The sequence below is a fragment of the Embleya sp. NPDC055664 genome, from assembly GCF_053618075.1.
The window spans coordinates 722,521-740,710 of sequence record NZ_JBSHGZ010000001.1 but is presented as its reverse complement, the minus strand read 5'-3'; the positions used below and the strand labels follow the sequence as shown (position 1 = coordinate 740,710).

16 protein-coding genes are annotated in these 18,190 nt (G+C 71.8%); 7 read left to right on the top strand and 9 right to left on the bottom strand.

All coding sequences use genetic code 11. The annotated features are described in order from the left end of the window. Positions 1–35 precede the first annotated feature (35 nt). Positions 36–2,228: a hypothetical protein gene (locus tag ACWGR4_RS03020; protein ID WP_452133419.1), complete on the top strand. Its 2,193-nt coding sequence runs from the start codon at positions 36–38 to the stop codon at positions 2,226–2,228. 49 nt (positions 2,229–2,277) lie between these two features. Here the strand turns inward: ACWGR4_RS03020 and ACWGR4_RS03015 are convergent, their stop codons facing one another. Beyond that, the gene (locus ACWGR4_RS03015; RefSeq protein ID WP_452133418.1) at positions 2,278–2,943 is read right to left on the bottom strand and encodes a hypothetical protein; all 666 of its coding nucleotides are present in this window, start codon (positions 2,941–2,943) and stop codon (positions 2,278–2,280) included. Positions 2,944–2,977: 34 nt separating this feature from the next. Further along, positions 2,978–3,727, bottom strand: coding sequence for a PIG-L deacetylase family protein (locus tag ACWGR4_RS03010; RefSeq protein WP_452133417.1), 750 nt, complete (start codon positions 3,725–3,727; stop codon positions 2,978–2,980). A 116-nt stretch (positions 3,728–3,843) separates the two neighbouring features. On the opposite strand from ACWGR4_RS03010, the gene ACWGR4_RS03005 reads away from it, so the two are divergent. The 3 genes from ACWGR4_RS03005 (at position 3,844) to ACWGR4_RS02995 (ending at position 7,172) form a co-directional block, all read left to right on the top strand. After that, complete coding sequence (locus tag ACWGR4_RS03005) at positions 3,844–5,481, top strand: ABC-F family ATP-binding cassette domain-containing protein (protein WP_379997155.1); 1,638 nt, start codon at positions 3,844–3,846, stop codon at positions 5,479–5,481. 116 nt (positions 5,482–5,597) lie between these two features. Next, positions 5,598–6,485: a CAP domain-containing protein gene (locus ACWGR4_RS03000; RefSeq protein WP_379997153.1), complete on the top strand. Its 888-nt coding sequence runs from the start codon at positions 5,598–5,600 to the stop codon at positions 6,483–6,485. Between the two features lie 195 nt (positions 6,486–6,680). Continuing rightward, a complete protein-coding gene (locus ACWGR4_RS02995) occupies positions 6,681–7,172 on the top strand; it encodes a hypothetical protein (RefSeq protein WP_143657831.1) in 492 nt (163 codons plus the stop codon). 273 nt (positions 7,173–7,445) lie between these two features. Here ACWGR4_RS02995 and ACWGR4_RS02990 read toward each other — a convergent pair whose 3' ends face one another. The 5 genes from ACWGR4_RS02990 to hppD all read right to left on the bottom strand — a co-directional run bounded on the left by ACWGR4_RS02990 (position 7,446) and on the right by hppD (position 12,523). Then, positions 7,446–7,910, bottom strand: a complete 465-nt coding sequence (locus ACWGR4_RS02990) for a hypothetical protein (protein ID WP_379997151.1) — start codon at positions 7,908–7,910, stop codon at positions 7,446–7,448. Positions 7,911–7,994: 84 nt separating this feature from the next. Next, the gene (gene fahA, locus ACWGR4_RS02985) at positions 7,995–9,224 is read right to left on the bottom strand and encodes a fumarylacetoacetase (protein WP_452133416.1); all 1,230 of its coding nucleotides are present in this window, start codon (positions 9,222–9,224) and stop codon (positions 7,995–7,997) included. Between the two features lie 40 nt (positions 9,225–9,264). Then, complete coding sequence (locus ACWGR4_RS02980) at positions 9,265–10,137, bottom strand: hypothetical protein (RefSeq protein WP_379997147.1); 873 nt, start codon at positions 10,135–10,137, stop codon at positions 9,265–9,267. Beyond that, positions 10,134–11,336, bottom strand: a complete 1,203-nt coding sequence (locus tag ACWGR4_RS02975; protein ID WP_379997145.1) for a homogentisate 1,2-dioxygenase — start codon at positions 11,334–11,336, stop codon at positions 10,134–10,136. Before ACWGR4_RS02975 ends, ACWGR4_RS02980 begins: the two co-directional genes overlap by 4 nt. Positions 11,337–11,443: 107 nt before the next feature. Beyond that, positions 11,444–12,523 carry a 4-hydroxyphenylpyruvate dioxygenase gene (hppD, locus tag ACWGR4_RS02970; protein WP_379997334.1) on the bottom strand — a complete coding sequence of 360 codons (1,080 nt, stop codon included), beginning with the start codon at positions 12,521–12,523 and terminating at the stop codon, positions 11,444–11,446. Positions 12,524–12,723: 200 nt separating this feature from the next. On the opposite strand from hppD, the gene ACWGR4_RS02965 reads away from it, so the two are divergent. Next, positions 12,724–13,302: an Lrp/AsnC ligand binding domain-containing protein gene (locus ACWGR4_RS02965; protein WP_439677381.1), complete on the top strand. Its 579-nt coding sequence runs from the start codon at positions 12,724–12,726 to the stop codon at positions 13,300–13,302. A 400-nt stretch (positions 13,303–13,702) separates the two neighbouring features. Next, a complete protein-coding gene (locus tag ACWGR4_RS02960; RefSeq protein WP_452134164.1) occupies positions 13,703–16,168 on the top strand; it encodes a Tex family protein in 2,466 nt (821 codons plus the stop codon). Between the two features lie 124 nt (positions 16,169–16,292). Here ACWGR4_RS02960 and ACWGR4_RS02955 read toward each other — a convergent pair whose 3' ends face one another. Both ACWGR4_RS02955 and ACWGR4_RS02950 read right to left on the bottom strand, forming a co-directional pair. Then, on the bottom strand, positions 16,293–16,868 hold the full coding sequence (locus ACWGR4_RS02955; protein WP_379997139.1) for a Clp protease N-terminal domain-containing protein: 576 nt from the start codon (positions 16,866–16,868) through the stop codon (positions 16,293–16,295). Next, entirely contained in the window at positions 16,868–17,077 is a 210-nt protein-coding gene (locus ACWGR4_RS02950; RefSeq protein WP_026218136.1) for a helix-turn-helix domain-containing protein, read from the bottom strand. Before ACWGR4_RS02950 ends, ACWGR4_RS02955 begins: the two co-directional genes overlap by 1 nt. A 97-nt stretch (positions 17,078–17,174) precedes the next feature. Here ACWGR4_RS02950 and ACWGR4_RS02945 point away from each other — a divergent pair, with 97 nt between their 5' ends. Next, a complete protein-coding gene (locus ACWGR4_RS02945) occupies positions 17,175–18,131 on the top strand; it encodes an NAD-dependent epimerase/dehydratase family protein (protein WP_452133496.1) in 957 nt (318 codons plus the stop codon). Positions 18,132–18,190 lie beyond the last annotated feature (59 nt).

Genomic DNA, 18,190 nt, shown 5'->3' with positions numbered 1-18,190 from the left:
TCGCGGGGGTGCGGTGGGCGGGTGAGCGTGGGGGGATGGGTGTCGGTCGGTGGGTGGTGGTGCTTCGGGGGGTTGCCGCGCTGGTTTTGACCCTGGCCGTGGTCGTGTTGGGCTTGGCCGGGATTGCTCGGAGTACCGTGCTCAATCGGGCCTTCTATCAGGGGGCGCTCGACGACGAGCGGGCCTACAACCGGATGTACGACGAGGTCCTGGTCGATCCGGCCGCCGCCCAGGTCACCCGGGACCTGTTGGCGCGGATGCCCGTGCCGCCGTCGGTGGTGACCGCCAACCTCAAGACCGTGTTGCCGCCCGCGACCCTGCGCGGCATCGTCGACACGCAGATCGCCAACACGATCGGCTACCTGCGCGGCGAGCAGCCCAAGTTGCGGCTGGTCCTGGATCTGCGGCCGATCCTGGCCAACGTCGGCGGCGTCGCCGAGTTGTACCTCGGGGACCTGATCGCCAACGTGCAGGGCCACCCCTCCGCCGACTTCGCCGCGTTTCGCGAGGGCCTGGACGCCGCCCTCGACGACCTCGCCGCGGGCCGCCGGCCGGCCGACTTCCCCACCTTCGTGCTGGATGCCCCGAGCATGGCCGCCACCACCGACGCCCTGGTCGCGGTGGTGCCGGCCGACGCCCGGCCCGGGGTGCGCGTCCAGGTGACCGCGGCGCTGGCCACCGGCGACATCGCGGGAGCGCTCGCCGTGGTCGGGCCGTACGTGCTGGGCGGCGGCGCCGGTTCGGCCTCCTCCGACCTGGCCGCGCGCACCGACGACGGGCAATGGGACGTGCTCCCGGACCTGCGCCACGCCGGCCTGAACCTGAGCGGCGTCTCCACCGCCCGCGGCTTCACCAAACCGGCCCTCGGCCCGATCCAGACGCTGACCACCGTGCTCGGCATCGCCGCCGTGGCCCTGCTGTGGCTCACCGGGCCCCGTTCATGGACCCGCCGCGTGCCCGTGATCGGCTGGTCCCTGGCCGTCGGCGGAGTGCTGACCGGCGCGCTGGTCCTGCTCGTCCGCGACCGGCTGCCGGACGTACTGGCCCACCCGTCGCCCACCTGGCCGCATTCGGTGAACACGCTGGTCACCGACGTCCAGCGGTCCGCAATCTCCTCGCTCACCCGCGTCGGCCTGTTCGTCGCGCTGGTCCCCCTCGTACTCGGCCTGCTCCTGGTCGCCGGCGCCTGGAGCTGGCGTCGCGCCGCCGCTCGCCGGGCCCTGGCCCTGCCCCCGCGCCACCGCATCGCGCTCGCCGCGACCGTGGCCGCGTTCACCGTCGCGGCCCTGGCCCTGGGCGCCACCGTGGTCCCCGTCGCGGCGGGCAAGAAGGAGGAGCCGCACTGCCTGGGGTCGATCGAACTGTGCGAGCTGCGCTACGACGAGGTCGCCTACCTGACCACGCACAACGCCATGGCGAGCACCGCCGACCGGTTCATCGGCCCGCTCCAGGACCCGGACATCACCGCGCAGCTCAACGCGGGCGCGCGCGGCCTGCAACTGGACACCTACACCTGGGAGCAGCCCGACCAAGTGCAGCCCCGGCTCAGCGTCTCCAGCTTCGCGCCGGACATGCAGGCCGAGGTGTTGCGGCTGATCGACCTGGCCAACCCGCCGCGCCCGGGCCTGTGGTTGTGCCACGCGCTGTGTCGCGCGGGCGCGATCCCGCTGGCCCCGACCCTGCGCGAGATCGGCGCCTGGCTGGACGACAACCCGGGTGAGGTGGTGACGCTGATCCTGCAGGACGACATCACCGGGGAGCAGACCGAACAGGCGTTCCGTGAGGCGGGCGTGGAGCGGCTGCTGTTCACGCCGTCCACGGACCCGGCGGCGAAGTGGCCGAAGCTGGGCGACATGGTCCGCGACGGGAAACGCCTGGTGGTGTTCGCCGAGCGGGCCAGTGGTCCGGCGCCGTGGTACCGCAACTTCTACCAGTACGGCATGGAGACCCCGTTCACCTTCCTCACCCCCGCCGACATGTCCTGTGTGCCCAACCGGGGCGGCACCGACAAGCGGCTGTTCCTGATGAACCACTTCATCACCAACCTGGGCGGCAGCCGGTTGGACGCCGGGCAGGTCAACGCGCGCCAATACGTGCTCGACCGGGCCCGCGCGTGCGAGGCGCAGCGCGGGCGACCGGTGAACTTCGTCGCGGTGGACTACGCGACGATCGGCGACGCGGCGGGGGCGGTCGAGGAGATGAACGCCACCCGCGCCCGGTCGCGATGACCCACTCCCGGGGTCCCGCGCGACCCGACGAAGTCCCGCGGGACACGCGTCAGTCGAGTTGCCCGGCAAGTAGCTCGGCGAGGTCGGCGACGCGCTCCGGTGTCAGCGTCTCCGACGAGACGTACATCGCCGCCGCGCCCGGCCCGCTCACCCGCAGCCGTACAGCCGCGACGTGCCCGTTGCCGACCGGGATCACCCGCTGCGGCTCGCCCGTCCCGATGTCGTCGGAGAACGGACCCAGGATCGCCGCCTTCGCATCGGAGTCGCGCTGGATCACCGGCAGCGCCATGCTCAGCGGGAAGCCGCGCCGGGAGCCGTACGTGCCCACGTCGATCTTGTCGGCGCCAATGCGGTAGGAGCAGGTCAGCGCGACGCCGTTGACCCGCTGGACCGGGGTGAGGTTCGACTGCGGGTCGCGGGCCGCCGCCTCGTCGTCGGACCACCCCTCGGCGCCGGACGCGGCCGGTTCGCCGGGGGCGACCGCGCCGTCGATGTGGGCCTTGCGGGCCGCGGCGGCGACGTCGTACCGGACCGGGCACACGGTGCCGTGCTCTCCGATCGGCCGGACCTGCTGTCGGAACTTCTCCACGTTCAGGCGTTTGCCGGACCCGCCGGGACCGTCGTCGCCGCCGCACGCGCTCGTCGCGGTGATGACCAGTGCCCCCGTCGCGAGCACGGCGAGGGTACGACCTCGGATGTGCTGCCAATCGATCATGCGGGCAGCGTACCGACGCCGGGGGCGCCCGGGGTCAGCTCATCGGATAGACCTCGAAGGCGGCGCCGAACCGGGTGCCCAGGCGCGCGCCGGCTGCCCGGCCCATGCCCTCCAGGAACTCCGCCGCGTCGGCCATCTGATGGTCCTGCCCCAGGCCGGCGAGGTAGGCCGTGTGCGCCTCCAGCGAGGCCACGCCCGCGGCGAAGTCCTCGGTGGTGTCCACCGCGTGGCCGGACTCCGGCGACCCGTTCGCCCACACCGCACGCACGCCGCCCCACGGCTGGTGTCCCTCGTCGATCAGTTCGCGGAAGACCCAGCGGTTGCCCGCGTCGCGCACCGCGTCCACCACGGCACGGCCGACCGCGATGTGGTCCGCCTGGTTGAGGAACGCGCCTCCCCAGGTGTCCCGGAAGTTGCCGGTGATCACGATCTCCGGGCGGTGCCGGCGGATCACCCGGGACAGGTCGCGGCGCAGCGGCAGCCCGTACTCGACCACGCCGTCGGGGTGGCCGAGGAATTCGACCGTGTCCACGCCGACGATCCGCGCGGATTCGACCTGTTCGGCCTCGCGCAGCGGGCGACACTTGTCCGGCTCCAGGCCGTCGATGCCGGCCTCGCCGCTGGTGACCATGACGTACGTGATCCGCTTGCCCTGACGGGCCCAGCGGGCGATCGCGGCGGCGGCGCCGTATTCGAGGTCGTCGGGGTGCGCGACGATGGCCAGCGCGCGCTCCCAGTCCTCGGGCAGCTTCTCGTACGGTTCGGGCCGGGACTCGGTGGTCATTCGGATGGTCCTTCCGGGGTGGCCGTTTCGGCCGGGTGGTACGCGGACTCGGCCATCTTCACATCGGGCGGCCTGCCACGGCCCGCTTCGCGGCGGCCGATAGGATTCGTATCCTCATGAGCGCCACGATCGTCGTCAAAGAGCTTGCCGCCGGACACGGTGACCGTGTCCTGTTCTCCGGACTGGACCTGGTGATCGCCCCCGGCGACGTCGTGGGCCTGGTCGGGGTCAACGGCGCGGGCAAGTCCACCCTGTTGCGGCTGCTGGCCGGCCTGGCCGCGCCGGAGGCGGGTTCGGTACAGCTGTCGCCGCCGACCGCGTCGGTGGGCCACCTGCCGCAGGAGCCGGAGCGGCGGCCGGGCGAGACGGTGCGCGCGTTCCTGGCCCGCCGCACCGGCGTCGCCGCCGCCCAGGCCGCGCTCGACGCCGCGACCGAGGGGCTGGTCGAGGGTCGCGCGGGGGCGGACGACGAGTACAGCGTGGCGCTGGATCGTTGGCTGGACCTGGGTGGCGCGGACCTGGAGGAGCGGGCCGAGGAGGTCGCAGCGGAACTGGGCCTGGCGGTGGACCTCGATCGGGAGATGACCGCGCTGTCCGGCGGCCAGGCGGCCCGCGCGGGGCTGATGTCGCTGCTGCTCAGCCGCTACGACGTGTTCCTGCTCGACGAGCCGACGAACGACCTGGACCTGGACGGTCTGGACCGGTTGGAGAAGTTCGTCACCGGGCTGCGTGCGGGCACCGTGGTGATCAGCCACGACCGCGAGTTCCTGGCCCGCACGGTGGACCGGGTGGTCGAGCTGGATCTGGCCCAGCAGCAGGTGCGCAGCTTCGGCGGCGGCTACGACGCCTATCTGGCCGAGCGCGAGGTGGCCCGCCGGCACGCCCGCGAGGACTACGAGGAATACGCCGACAAGCGCGGCGACCTCGAGGCCCGGGCCCGGATGCAGCGCGGGTGGATGGACAAGGGCACCCGCAACGCACGGCGCAAGTCCACGGACAACGACAAGATCAGCCGCAAGACCCGGGCCGAGGCGAGCGAGAAGCAGGCGTCCAAGGCCCGGCAGACCGAGCGCATGATCGAACGCCTCGACGTGGTCGAGGAGCCGCGCAAGGAGTGGGAGCTGCGGATGGAGATCGCCGCCGCCCCACGCGCGGGCGCGGTGGTGGCCACGCTGAACGGCGCGGTGGTCGAGCGCGGCGGGTTCACACTGGGTCCGGTGACGCTGCAGATCGACTGGGCGGACCGGGTCGCGATCACCGGCGCGAACGGCGCGGGCAAGTCGACGCTGCTCGCGGCGCTGCTCGGGCGCACCGAGTTGACGGCGGGTCAGGGCTCGCTCGGCTCGGGGGTGGTGGTGGGCGAGGTGGACCAGGCGCGCGGGTTGTTCCTGGGCGACCGGCCGCTCCTGGACGCGTTCTGCGCGCTGGTCCCGGATCTGTTGCCGGCCGATGTCCGCACGCTGCTGGCCAAGTTCGGGCTCAAGGCGGCGCATGTGCTGCGCCCGGCCGCGACGTTGTCCCCGGGTGAGCGCACCCGGGCGGCGTTGGCGCTGCTCCAGGCCGAGGGGGTCAACCTGCTGGTCCTGGACGAGCCGACGAACCACCTGGACCTGCCCGCGATCGAGCAGTTGGAGTCGGCGTTGGAGTCGTACGCCGGAACCCTGCTCCTGGTCACCCACGACCGCCGGATGCTGGACGCGGTCCGCACCACCCGCCGGTTGCGGGTGGCCGACGGCCGGGTCACCGAGGTCTGATCCGGCATCGGGGCGGGGCACCGCCTCCGGGTCGGTCCGCGGCTCGACGCGGTCGTGGACCCGGTATCGACCGTGGCCCGCCAACCGCCCATGATCCATCGTTAGAATCAGCAGCCATGAGCGAACTGCCGCCGGGCGCGAACCAATCCTTGCCGGTCGGCGTCGTGCGGGTACGGGTGCCCGGGCCGTTCGACATCTCCGCGCTGATCACGGGTGAGGACCGACGGGTGTCCGGCGACGCCGACTTCGTCTTCTTCAACCAGGTGTCCGCGCCCGGGGTACGGCTCGGCGGCGACACCGTCACCGTGGATCCCACCGGCCTGCGGGCGGGCGCGACGCGGGTGACCGTGGTGGTCAGTCCGGCCGACACCACGCACACCCTCGGCGAGCTGCCGCCGCCGGCGATGACGCTCACCGGTGCGAGCGGCACGCTGCTCGCGCGGTTCACCCCGCCGCGACCACGCACCGAGACGGTGTTGTTGCTCGCCGAGATCTATCGGCGCGGCGCGCAGTGGAAGGTGCGCGCGCTCGGTCAGGGCTACGCGGACGGCCTCGCGGGCATCGCCCGGGACTTCGGCGTCGACGTCGAGGAGGAGACGCAAACCCCGTCCGGCCTCTCCGAGTTCCAGCGCGGCGTGGTCGAGCTGACCAACGTCGAGCGGGCCCGACACGGTCTGCGTCCGCTCGCGCCGCAGCCGCAACTGACCTCGTGCGCTCAGGCGTTCAGCGCGGACATGATCACCCGGGCGTTCTTCTCGCACACCGATCCGGACGGCCGCGAGCCGTGGGACCGGGCGATCGCGGCGGGTTACCTGTACAGCCGGATAGGGGAGAACATCGCCTGCGGCCAGCGCAGCCCGGCCGAGGTGGTGCAGGGGTGGATGGACAGCCCCGGGCATCGCAAGAACATCCTCACCGCGGAGTTCACCGAAATCGGTGTCGGATATGTCACCGGCGGCACCTACGGCACGTCCTGGACCCAGGTCTTCGGCACCCCGCGCTGACCCGTTCCGGGATGGGCCGGCGGTCTCCCCGTTGACCCGAATGGGTATAAAGACGATGCCGGGATCGACGTCGGCGGGAGTGGTGCGCTCCGTGTGCGGGCACCGGGGCACCCTCTCGGGTCGAACCGGCAACCGGGTGCGAGGAGGCCCGATGACGGTGCGTCATACTCGGTTGTTCGAGGCGAGGGAGATCACGTGCAGCTTGAGTTGGATCCGCCGTACGGCGTAGGGCCGATCAAGATCGGCATGTCCATGGACGAGGCAGAGACCGCTCTGCGCGAACTCGGAGGAGATCTGTCGGGGCGCACTCGTGGGTTCGCCCACTTCGGTGCGGACCTCTCGATTCATGTGGTGAGCGACAAGGACGGACTGGTCGAGGCGATCGAGGTACACCGGTCCGAGGACGATTTCGCCGACACTGTGCTGTGTCTGGGTATCGACGTCTTCGGCACACCGGCCGTCGACGTCACCCGACTGCTCGGCGAACTGACACCCGTCCGGGTGGAGACCGAAGGCGCGTCGCTGGTGGCCCCGGAACTGCTGGTGGCCCTGTGGCAGCCGTTCGTGCCCGGACACGGCAACAACAACGGCGTGGTCGGCGAGGGCCTGTACTTCCGCACCGCCCTGGTCGCCGGCCCCGGGTACTACGACAAGAGCGGGCAACACCGGGCGATCCACGCCGGGTGAGCCCGACCCCCTGAGCGATCGGCTCGCAAGACGGGAACACGACGAGCCGAAGTCGTGGATCTTCGCCGAGAAGTGGCTCGGCGGGGTCCACGACCTCGTCGGCCGACGCTACGGCCGCCCGAACTCCGCCGCCCGGTGTGTGAACTCGCCACCCGGGCCGACAGGGCGGCCGTGACGCGGTGGACAGGGGTCTGCGACGGTAGGCGGGGCCACGGCCCTTCCGGGCCCGCGCCGCAACCCCGGGACCCTTCGTGGACCCGGGGGCCGCCTCGCTCAGACCCGGTTGCCCAGCAGGCCGTTCAGGACCGCGGCACCCTGGGGCGCGTCGGACACGGTGACCACGAACTCGCGTCCGGAGACGAGGGTGAGCGTCAGGGCCTCGCCGGAGCGCTGCACGACCCCGGTCGCCCTCGACTTGATCCGGTATCCCCAGCCGCCGAACTCGCGCAGCGCCCGGACCTCGCGGTGTCCGGCCCTGCGGATCTCGCTCAGCGGTACCCGCTTGCGCGGCCACGGCAGCAACCCGAACTCGACGGTCAGCCCGCGTTGGTCGGCGTGCACCCGCACTACCGACAGGAACGCGCACAACACCGCTCCGCCCAGGAGCCCGATGCCCGAGCCGATGAAGCCGTACATGACGCTGACCACGGCAGAGGCCACCACGAAGGCCCCGGTCAGGCCCACCATGACGGGTGAAACGGCGGTTTTGCTCCAGGACGAATGTACGAACGACGACATGGGATCCCTCTGCTGCCCGGTATCGCTGCCCTTGCCGTCCCGACGATATGCCGGCTCCCGCAAGCTGCGGGAGCCGGCATCAAGTCAGCGCGCCGCCAAGATCCGGCCGCTGACCTCACCGAATCCGAGACGCGTGCCGTTCGGGCCGGGGGCGGTGGCGGTGATCGTGACCTCGTCGCCGTCCTCCAGATAGGTCCGGCTCGATCCGTCCGGGAGCTTGAGGGGGTTCTCGCCGTTCCAGGTGATCTCGATCAGCGCGCCGCGCTCACCGACCTCGGGCCCGCTGACCGTGCCGGAGGCGAACAGGTCGCCCGGGCGCAGCGAGGCGCCGTTGACGGTCATGTGCGCCAGTTGCTGCGCGGCGGTCCAGTACATCGACGCGAACGGCGGCCGGGAGATCACGTGTCCGTTGAGCCGGACCTCCATGCTCAGGTCGAGCCCCCACGGCTCGGCAGCGCGGTCGTCCAGGTAGGGCAGTGGCTCGACGTCGCGCGCGGGGGGTGCCACGCGCGCGGCGTCGAGTGCTTCGAGCGGCACGATCCACGGCGACACCGAGGTGGCGAACGACTTGCCCAGGAAAGGGCCCAGCGGGACGTACTCCCACGCCTGGATGTCGCGTGCGGACCAGTCGTTGAGCAGGCACACGCCGAACACGTGGTCGGCGAAGTCGCCGAGGCCGACCGGGGTGCCCAGCTCGGAGCCCGCGCCGACGACGAAGCCGACCTCGGCCTCGATGTCGAGGCGCCGGGTGGGCCCGAAGGACGGCACCGCGTCGGTCGGCGCCTTGCGCTGTCCGCTGGGGCGCACGATCGGGGTGTGCGAGACCACGACGGTGCCCGCGCGGCCGTGGTAGCCGATCGGCAGGTGCTTCCAGTTCGGGCTCAGCGGCTCGGTGCCGGGTCGGAAGATCCGGCCGAGGTTGCTCGCGTGGTGTTCGGAGGCGTAGAAGTCCACGTAGTCGGCCGGCTCGAAGGGCAGCCGCAGCACCACGTCCCGGCGCGGAATCAGGTGCGGTTCGACGCTCGCCCGCAGGCTCGGGTCGGTCAGCCAGGTGGTGATCGCGGCCCGTACGCCGCGCCAGGTCGCTCGCCCGGCGGCCATCAGCGCGGTCAGGCTCGGCGCGTCCAGCACGGCCGACACCTCGGCGCTCGCGCCGACCGCGTGCGCGGCGGCACCGGCGTCGAGCACGAAGTCGCCGATGGCCACCCCGACGCGCGGCCGGTCCGGCTCGTGGTCGGTGGTGAACACGCCGTAGGGCAGGTTGTCGATGCCGTAGCCCGAGTCGGTCGGCAGCGGGACCCAGGTGCTGGGCATGAGGTGCGGCTCCTCGTGGGATCGGTCGCGGTGGTGCGGGCTAGCGCGTGTGCGGGGGTTGGCCGAGCAGGCCGAGCGTGAGCGCGTCCTGGAGCGGCTCGGCGACGCTACAGGTTCCGTACGAGGTCAGGTAGCCGCGCAGGCGGGTGCGCTCGGGCACGGTGAGTCCGTGCGCCATGCGGGTGAGTTCGGCGCTGTCGCGGATGGCCAGCAGGTCCGCGAGCGCGTCCGGTTCGGCGCCGGCGACGGCGTGGTGGGTGGCGAGCATCAGGTTGAGGTAACCGTGGTGCTCGAAACCCGTGGTCGGGTCGGTGTGCCGCACGGCGTTGTGCAGCCCGGCCGTGACCTTGAACGGCATTTCGCGGACTCGGCACGCGTGTACGAACGCGGCCAGTTCGGCCTCGTTCGGGAACGCGTGCGCGGCGGTGCCGCCGGTGCGGAACTTGGGCCGCCCGTACGTGCCGGCGAGATTGTCCAGGTCTGCGTCGAGGCCCGCGCCTTTGAGAACCTCGACGTAGCCCGCCGTCATCTCCGGCAGGTGTTCGTGCAGCGCTGCGACCGCCTTGCCGATCTCGCCGTCGCCGGCGACCTCGATGCCCTCCAGGAGCAACCCGGGGGTGTCCAGGATGGTGCGTACCGCGGGCCCCACCGTGGCCGGCCCGCCGGGCGCCACGAGCACCACGCGCAGCGGCGCCTCGGGATCGGCGAGCGCGATCAGGTCGGGCAGGTGCGCGACGCCGACCAGGAAGTGCCGGACGAAGTCGGCGAACCATTCGGTGCGGTAGACGCGGTGTGCGGGTACCGCCTCGGCCATCGGGGCGTTTCCGGGCGGGAACAGCGCCGCGTCGTCCCACAACCCCGCGAACAGCGGCACTTCGGGCCCTGCGGCGTCCGTGTTCGTGCCCGTGCTCATGTCCGCGGCGCCTTTCCGGCCCAGGTCCACGCGTAGGCCGGGTCCTCGCTCGCGAGGCCCCCCTCGCCGACGCCCAGGGGCCGGAACGTGTCCACCATGACCGCCAGTTCGTCGAAGAACTCGATGCCGATGCTGCGCTCGTAGGCGCCGGGCTGCGGCCCGTGCGCGTGTCCGCCCGGGTGCAGCGAGATCGACCCCTGGCCGATCCCGGAGCCCTTGCGGGCCTCGTAGTTGCCTCCGCAGTAGAACATGACCTCGTCCGAGTCCACGTTGGAGTGGTAGTACGGCACCGGGATCGACAGCGGGTGGTAGTCCACCTTGCGCGGCACGAAGTTGCAGATCACGAACCCCTGGCCCTCGAACACCTGGTGCGCGGGCGGTGGTTGGTGGATCCGGCCGGTGATCGGCTCGAAGTCGGAGATGTTGAACACGTACGGGTACAGGCACCCGTCCCAGCCCACCACGTCGAACGGGTGCGTGGGGTACACGTAGCGGGTGCCGGCGATCTCGCCGCCCAGGCCGCGGTGCTTGACCAGTACCTCGACGTCGGTGCCCTCGGCAAGGAGCGGCTGTACGGGCCCGCACAGGTCGCGCTCGCAGAACGGCGCGTGCTCCAGGAGCTGGCCGAACCGGGAGAGGTAGCGCTTGGCGGGCGCGATGTGCGAGTTGGCCTCGATGCAGTACGCGCGCAGCGGCTCGTCGCCGCTCGGCACCCACCGGTGGGTGGTGGCGCGCGGCAGGATCACGTAGTCGCCGGGGCCGACGGTCAGCGCGCCGAAGACGGTCTCCACCGTCCCCGAGCCCGACTCGACGTAAACGCACTCGTCGCCGAGCGCGTTGCGGTACAGCGGGGAGGTGCTGCCGGCGACCACGTAGGAGATCCGCACGTCGGCGTTGCCGAGTACGAGCCGGCGGCCGGTGACCGCGTCGACGGCCTTCCACTCGTTGTCCGCGAACAGGTCGTGCAGCTTGAGGTGGCGGGGCTTGAGCGGGTGGTTGGCGGTGACCGTCTGGTCCGGGACCTCCCACACCGTCGCGTCGGCGATGGCCGAGGGGATCGCGCGGTGGTAGAGCAGCGAGGAGTCGGACGTGAAGCCCTCCTCGCCCATCAGCTCCTCGTAGTACAAGCCGCCGTCCGGGCGGCGGTGCTGGGTGTGCCGCTTGGGCGGCACCTCGCCCACGCTGCGGTAGTACGCCATGACTGCCCGACTCCTCCGTCCGCTCCCCGCGCCCTGTGCGCGGCGCCGCCGTCCCCGCCCGTGTATCGGTCCGCCCGGCCGTGCCGGCCGGGCGGACGCGTCGCGGCCTAGAGGTTGCCGCGGCGCTCCTGCTCGCGCTCGATCGCCTCGAACAGCGCCTTGAAGTTCCCCTTGCCGAAGCCGAGCGAACCGTGCCGCTCGATCAGCTCGAAGAACACGGTGGGCCGGTCCTGGACGGGCTTGGTGAAGATCTGGAGCAGGTAGCCGTCCTCGTCGCGGTCGACCAGGATCTTGAGTTCGCGCAGCGTCTCGACCGGTACCCGGGTCTCGCCCGCCCACTCCCCCAGGGTGTCGTAGTAGCTGTCCGGGGTGGACAGGAACTCGACGCCCATCTCGCTCATCGCGCGCACCGAGGCCACGATGTCGTTGGTGGCGAGCGCGATGTGCTGTACGCCGGGGCCGCCGTAGAACTCGAGGTATTCGTCGATCTGCGACTTCTTGCGGCTGATCGCGGGCTCGTTGAGCGGGAACTTCACCCGGTGGTTGCCGCTGGTGACGACCTTGGACATGAGCGCGGAGTATTCGGTGGCGATGTCGTCGCCGATGAACTCCTTCATGTTGGTGAAGCCCATGACGCGGTTGTAGAAGGACACCCACTCGTCCATCTTGCCCAGCTCGACGTTGCCCACGCAGTGGTCGATGGCCTGGAAGTAGCGCTTGGGGTGCGCGGCGGGCTTGCCGCGGAACAGCGGCTCGGCGGCGACGAAGCCGGGCAGGAACGGGCCCTTGTAGGCGGAGCGGTCCACCAGCGTGTGCCGGGTCTGGCCGTAGGTGGCCAGGACCGCGCTGCGCACGGTGCCGTGCTCGTCGCTGTCGTCGTGCGGCTCGACCAGGACGGTGGCGCCGTGCTCGCGGGCGTAGGCGATCGCCTTGTCCACGTCCGGGACCTCGATGGCCAGGTCGGCGACGCCGTCGCCGTGGGCGTGGGTGGCGGCGCCGATCTCGGTGCCGGCGTGTACCTCGCCGGTGATCACGAAGCGGGCCTTGCCGGAGACGAGGACGTACTCGGCGGCGTCGCGGGAGCCGGTCTCGGGACCGCGGTAGGCGACGCAGGTCATCCCGAACGCGGTGGAGTAGTAGTGCGCGGCCTGTTTGGCGTTGCCCACGAAGAACCGGACGTGGTCCATCGCGATGACGGGGAAGGGGTCGCCCGCCGGGTCGTGCTCGACGGCGCCGACGAGGACGTCGGTGTCTTCCAGGGTGTTGAAGGTGCTCATGACGGGCGATCCCCTCGGGAAGGAACGGATGCCGGAAGTACACTTCCGCTGGCAACATCTGACAACATCTCGGCCGGGAGCTATACAGATTGCTTAGGTGAGAGAGCCATATGCGAGACGATCTTCAGGATTCGCGCATCACACTGGACGAGTTGGACGTACGTCTCATTCGGGCGGGCCGGCAACATCCGCGCGCCGGCATGCTGGAGCTGTCCCGGTTGATCGGGGTCTCCCGCGCCACCGTCCAGGCCCGGCTGGACCGGATGGAGGCGGCCGGAGTGATCACCGGCTACGGCCCCGAGGTGGATCTGGTCGCCGCCGGATACCCGGTCCTGGCCTTCGTCACACTGGAGATCGCCCAGGGCGGCCTGTCGGGCGTGGCCACCGCACTGGCCGCGGTCCCCCAGGTGCTGGAGGCGTACGGCACCACCGGCATCGGCGACGTGCACTGCCGCATCGCCGCCACGTCGAATCAGGACCTGCAACAAATCCTGATCGACATCAACCGCATCCCCGAGGTGGTCCGCACCACGAGCGTCATCGCCCTGTCGGAGGTGGTCCCCATGCGCACCCTCCCCTTGCTAGAAGCCCAAAACCGCCCCCGCCCCAGCCGAGTCCCCGCCTTCCGCGACCACTCGGCGCAGCCGGCGATCGGTGGCCGGGATCAGCGGCCGGAACGCGGGGAGTGATCCTCGGGCTGTGCACCGCCGTACGTCGGAGGGGCGGCTCGATACGGGGGAAAATCGCTCTCGCCCCCGGGCACCGGATCGCTTGTGCCCGAACCGGTCGCGACCGGCCGAGCCGCGCCGGAAATGCCCCGAAACCGGATGGTCCCGCCATCGCTCGCCCGGACCGCTTCTGAGGACAGGCGCACCGCCGTCGACCGGAAACACCACGACCGCGTCACGAGGCCACGTCACGTGGAGGTCGGATGACTCGGCATGACCGAGAGGCGATGCAGACGGTAGTCGTCGCACGCGCGTGCGTGAGGACGACCTCGCCTTCCCGGTGGGGCTGCGCGACAGCGGGGTGGGTGGGACGGGAGAATGGCGGGGGATGGTTGGTGATGATGTGGATCGGGACGTGACGATGTCGGTGTCTGGGCAGCAGGGTTCGGAGCAGGGTGCGCAGGAGGATGTGCATCGGCTGATCGCCGAGGAGCTCGGGGTTCGGGAGGGGCAGGTCAGGGCGGCCGTCGAGTTGCTCGACGGGGGTGCGACCGTGCCGTTCATCGCCCGCTACCGCAAGGAGGTGACCGGGACCCTCGACGACACGCAGTTGCGTACGCTCGAGGAACGGCTGCGCTACCTGCGGGAGTTGGCCGAGCGTCGGGTAGCCGTGCTCGCCGCGATCGAGGCGCAGGGCAAGTTGGACGACGCGCTGCGGGCGCAGATCATGGCGGCCGATTCGAAGGCTCGCCTCGAGGACATCTACCTCCCGTACAAGACCAAGCGCCGGACCAAGGCGCAGATCGCCCGCGAGGCCGGCCTCGAACCGCTGGCGCTCGGGTTGCTGGGCGACCCGTCGCGTGATCCGGTCGCCGCGGCCGGGGCGTTCGTCGACCCGGACAAGGGTGTCGCCGACGCGCAGGCGGCGTTGGACGGTGCCCGCGCGATCCTGGTCGAGCGGTTCGCCGAGGACGCCGACCTGATCGGCGCGCTGCGCGAGAAGATGTGGACGCGCGGGCGCGTGGTGGCCAAGGTGCGCGAGGGCAAGGAGGAGGCGGGCGCCAAGTTCGCCGACTACTTCGACTTCGCCGAGCCGTTCACCCGGCTGCCGTCGCACCGGATCCTGGCGATGTTCCGGGGCGAGAAGGAGGACGTCCTCGATCTGACGCTGGCCCCCACCGCGGACGCGGCCGAGGAGGGTGACGGTCCGACCGAATACGAGCGGGCGATCGCGCACACCTTCGGGATCACCAACCGCGACCGCCCCGCCGACAAGTGGCTCGCGGACACCGTGCGCTGGGCGTGGCGCACCCGGATCCTGGTGCACCTGGGCATCGACCTGCGCGGTCGGCTGCGCCAGGAGGCCGAGGACGAGGCGGTCCGGGTGTTCGCCGCCAACCTGCGCGACCTGCTGCTGGCCGCGCCGGCCGGCACCCGCGCCACGATGGGCCTCGACCCGGGCCTGCGTACCGGGGTCAAGGTCGCGGTGACCGACGACACCGGCAAGGTGGTGGCGACCGAGACGATCTATCCGCACGAGCCGCGCCGCCGCTGGGACGAGTCGATCGCCACGCTCGCGCGCCTTGCCGCCGCCCACCGGGTGGACCTGATCGCGATCGGCAACGGCACCGCCTCGCGCGAGACCGACAAGCTGGCCGCCGAACTGATCGCCAAGCACCCCGAGTTGGGCCTGACCAAGGTGATGGTCTCCGAGGCCGGCGCCTCGGTGTACAGCGCCTCGGCCTTCGCCTCGCAGGAACTCCCGGACCTGGACGTGTCGTTGCGCGGCGCGGTGTCGATCGCCCGGCGGCTCCAGGACCCGCTGGCCGAGTTGGTCAAGATCGACCCCAAGTCGATCGGCGTGGGCCAGTACCAACACGACCTGTCCGAGCTGAAGTTGTCGAGGTCGCTCGACGCGGTGGTCGAGGACTGCGTGAACGCGGTCGGCGTGGACGTCAACACCGCCTCGGCGCCGCTGCTCACCCGGGTATCCGGGATCGGCGCGACGCTGGCCGAGAACATCGTGCAACACCGGGACGCGAACGGGCCGTTCAAGACCCGGCGCGACCTGAAGAACGTGGCGCGGCTCGGCCCGAAGGCGTTCGAGCAGGCGGCAGGCTTCCTGCGGATCCCGGCCGGCGACGACCCGCTGGACGCCTCCTCCGTGCACCCCGAGGCCTATCCGGTGGTGCGCCGGATCGTGGCGGCGGCCGGTGGCGACGTCCGCACCCTGATCGGCGCGGCGCCGAAGTTGCGCGCGCTGGACCCGAAGGCGTTCACCGACGAGAAGTTCGGGCTGCCGACGGTCACCGACATCCTGCGCGAGTTGGAGAAGCCGGGGCGCGACCCGCGGCCGGCGTTCAAGACGGCCACCTTCAAGGAGGGCGTCGAGAAGTTGTCCGACCTGCGGCCCGGGATGCTCCTGGAGGGCGTGGTCACGAACGTGGCCGCGTTCGGCGCGTTCGTGGACGTCGGCGTGCACCAGGACGGCCTGGTGCACGTGTCGGCGATGTCGAAGACGTTCGTGAGCGACCCGCACGACGTGGTCAAGTCGGGGGACGTGGTGCGGGTCAAGGTGCTCGACGTGGACATCCCGCGCAAGCGCATCTCGTTGACGCTGCGGCTGGAGGACGAGGCGGCCGAGCGCGGGGGGCGCGACGGGCGGTCGTCCGGGGACGGGCGCCAAGGGGGTTCGCGACAGGGGCAGGGGGGTTCGCGGCAGGGCCAGGGTCAGGGCGGCTCCCGGCAGGGGCAGGGCGGCGGTGGGGGCGGCGGCGGCCAGGGGCGCCGCGGCGCGCCGCCGAAGCAGAGCCGTGGGTCGCAGCCGCCCGCCGCCGGTGGCGGCGCCATCGCGGACGCGCTGCGGCGGGCCGGACTGGTCGAGTAGGCGCGGTTGTTCGGCTGACCGTGCGTGCGCGCCGGGTGGGCCTTCGGGCCTGCCCGGCGCGCACGCGGTTCGCCGGTCCCCGGCCCGCGCACGGTACCCGCGCCGCGTACGGGCGCGTCGGGCGTCAACCCGCCTGGGCCGCCGGCGGCACCAGCGCCCGGAGTACCGACACGCGGGTCACCCCGTATTCGGCCAGCAGGTCGGCCACCACGCCCGGGCCGGACGTGAGCGCGAGCAGGATGTGCTCGTCGCCGATGTGCTTGTCCCCGCGCTCCAGCGCCTCCCGCAGCGACTTCTCCAGCACCCGCTTGGCCCCCTCCGTGAACGGCCCGGGTGCCGAGCGACCGCCGAACGGCCACACCCGCCGGCGTCGCGGCCCCATCGCCAACGCGCCCTCGCCGTGCACCTGTTCGACCCTGGCCACGATCTCGTCCACGTCGATCCCGAGGTCGGCGAGCGCGGCCTGGTCGGCGGACGACACCCCGCCGCGCCGGCGCGCCCGGGCCAGCGCCTCCATCACCTCGTCGCGATGGGCGACGAATCCGATCGTCGCCAGCGCGACGGCCGCCGGCGTACCCTGCCCGTCCAGCAACGCCGCGAGCATGTGCTCCTCCCCCACCTCGCCGGCCTCGGCCCGTCGCGCGTGTTCGCCCGCACCACGCACAACGGCGCGGGCGTCGCCGGTGAACCTCTCGAACATCAGTTCCTCCCGTGCTTCTTGTGCACTGCCTGACGGCTTACTCCCAACTCGGCGGCGATCTCCTGCCACGACCAGCCCTGCACACGTGCGCTGCGCACCTGCACGGCTTCGAGCTGTTCGAGCAGCCGCCGCAGCGCGGCCACGGCCCGCAGGCCCACGCGCGGATCACGGTCCCCCGCCCTACTGGCGAGGTCGGTTGCTTCGGTCATGTCTGTCAACGTACGTTGACGCGCATCGCATGTCAACCACAGTTGACACTCGAATATTCGGCACACGACGTCGCCCGAGCCGATAGCGTCGCCGACCATGCGCATTCTTGTATTGGGCGGCACCGCGTTCGTGGGTCGGGCGATCGTCGAGGACGCACTGCGCGAAGGCGCCGACGTGACCGTTTTCGGGCGGGGACGAACGGGATCGCACCTGTTCCCGGACCTGCCCCGGCTGATCGGCGACCGCGACACCGGCGACTACGCGGCGCTGCGCGACGGCGAATGGGACGCGGTGGTCGACGTCAGCGGCTACGTCCCGCGCCATGTGAACCAGGCGATGGACGCACTCGGCGACCGGGTCGGCCGCTACCTGTTCGTCTCCAGCCACGCCGTATACGTCCAGACCGGCGTCGGCCCCGGCTCGGACGAGGACACCCCGCGCCGGCCGCCCCGGCGCGACACCGAGGAGCTCGACAACGACACATACGGCCCGTGCAAGGTCGCCTGCGAGGACGACGTCCTGGCCCGGTACGGCGACCGCGCCACGATCGTGCGCCCCGGCAAGGTCGTCGGCCCCCACGACGTCCAGGAAACCTTCACCTACTGGGTCCGCCGAGCCGCCCGCGGCGGCCGAGTGGCCGTCCCGGGCGACCCCGACCAGCCGGTACAGGTGGTCGACTCCCGCGACCTGGCCCACCTGGTCACCCGCCTGCTGACCGACAACCGTCCGGGCGCCTTCCACGCGGTCGGCCCGGCCGAAGCCACCACGCTGGGCACCCTGATCGAAACCTGCGCCGAGGCGGCCGGCACCGACATCGAACTCGTCCCGATCCCCATCGACGCGGCCCCGGCCCACTTCCCCTTGGTCACGCCACAAGCCCAATGGCCCACCCGCCAACGCAGTGCCGCCCGGGCCCGAGCCGCCGGCATGCCCGCCACCCCCCTCCCGGTCACGGTGGCCGACGTCCGCGCCTGGGACCGACAACGCGGCGAACCCCCTCTCTCACACGGCCTGTCGGCGCGGGAGGAGGCCGATCTGCTCGCCGGCGCGTAGCCCGAGGGGTCGGGCGGCGCGGTCCCGACCCGGCCGGCACCGACCACCCCGGCGTACGC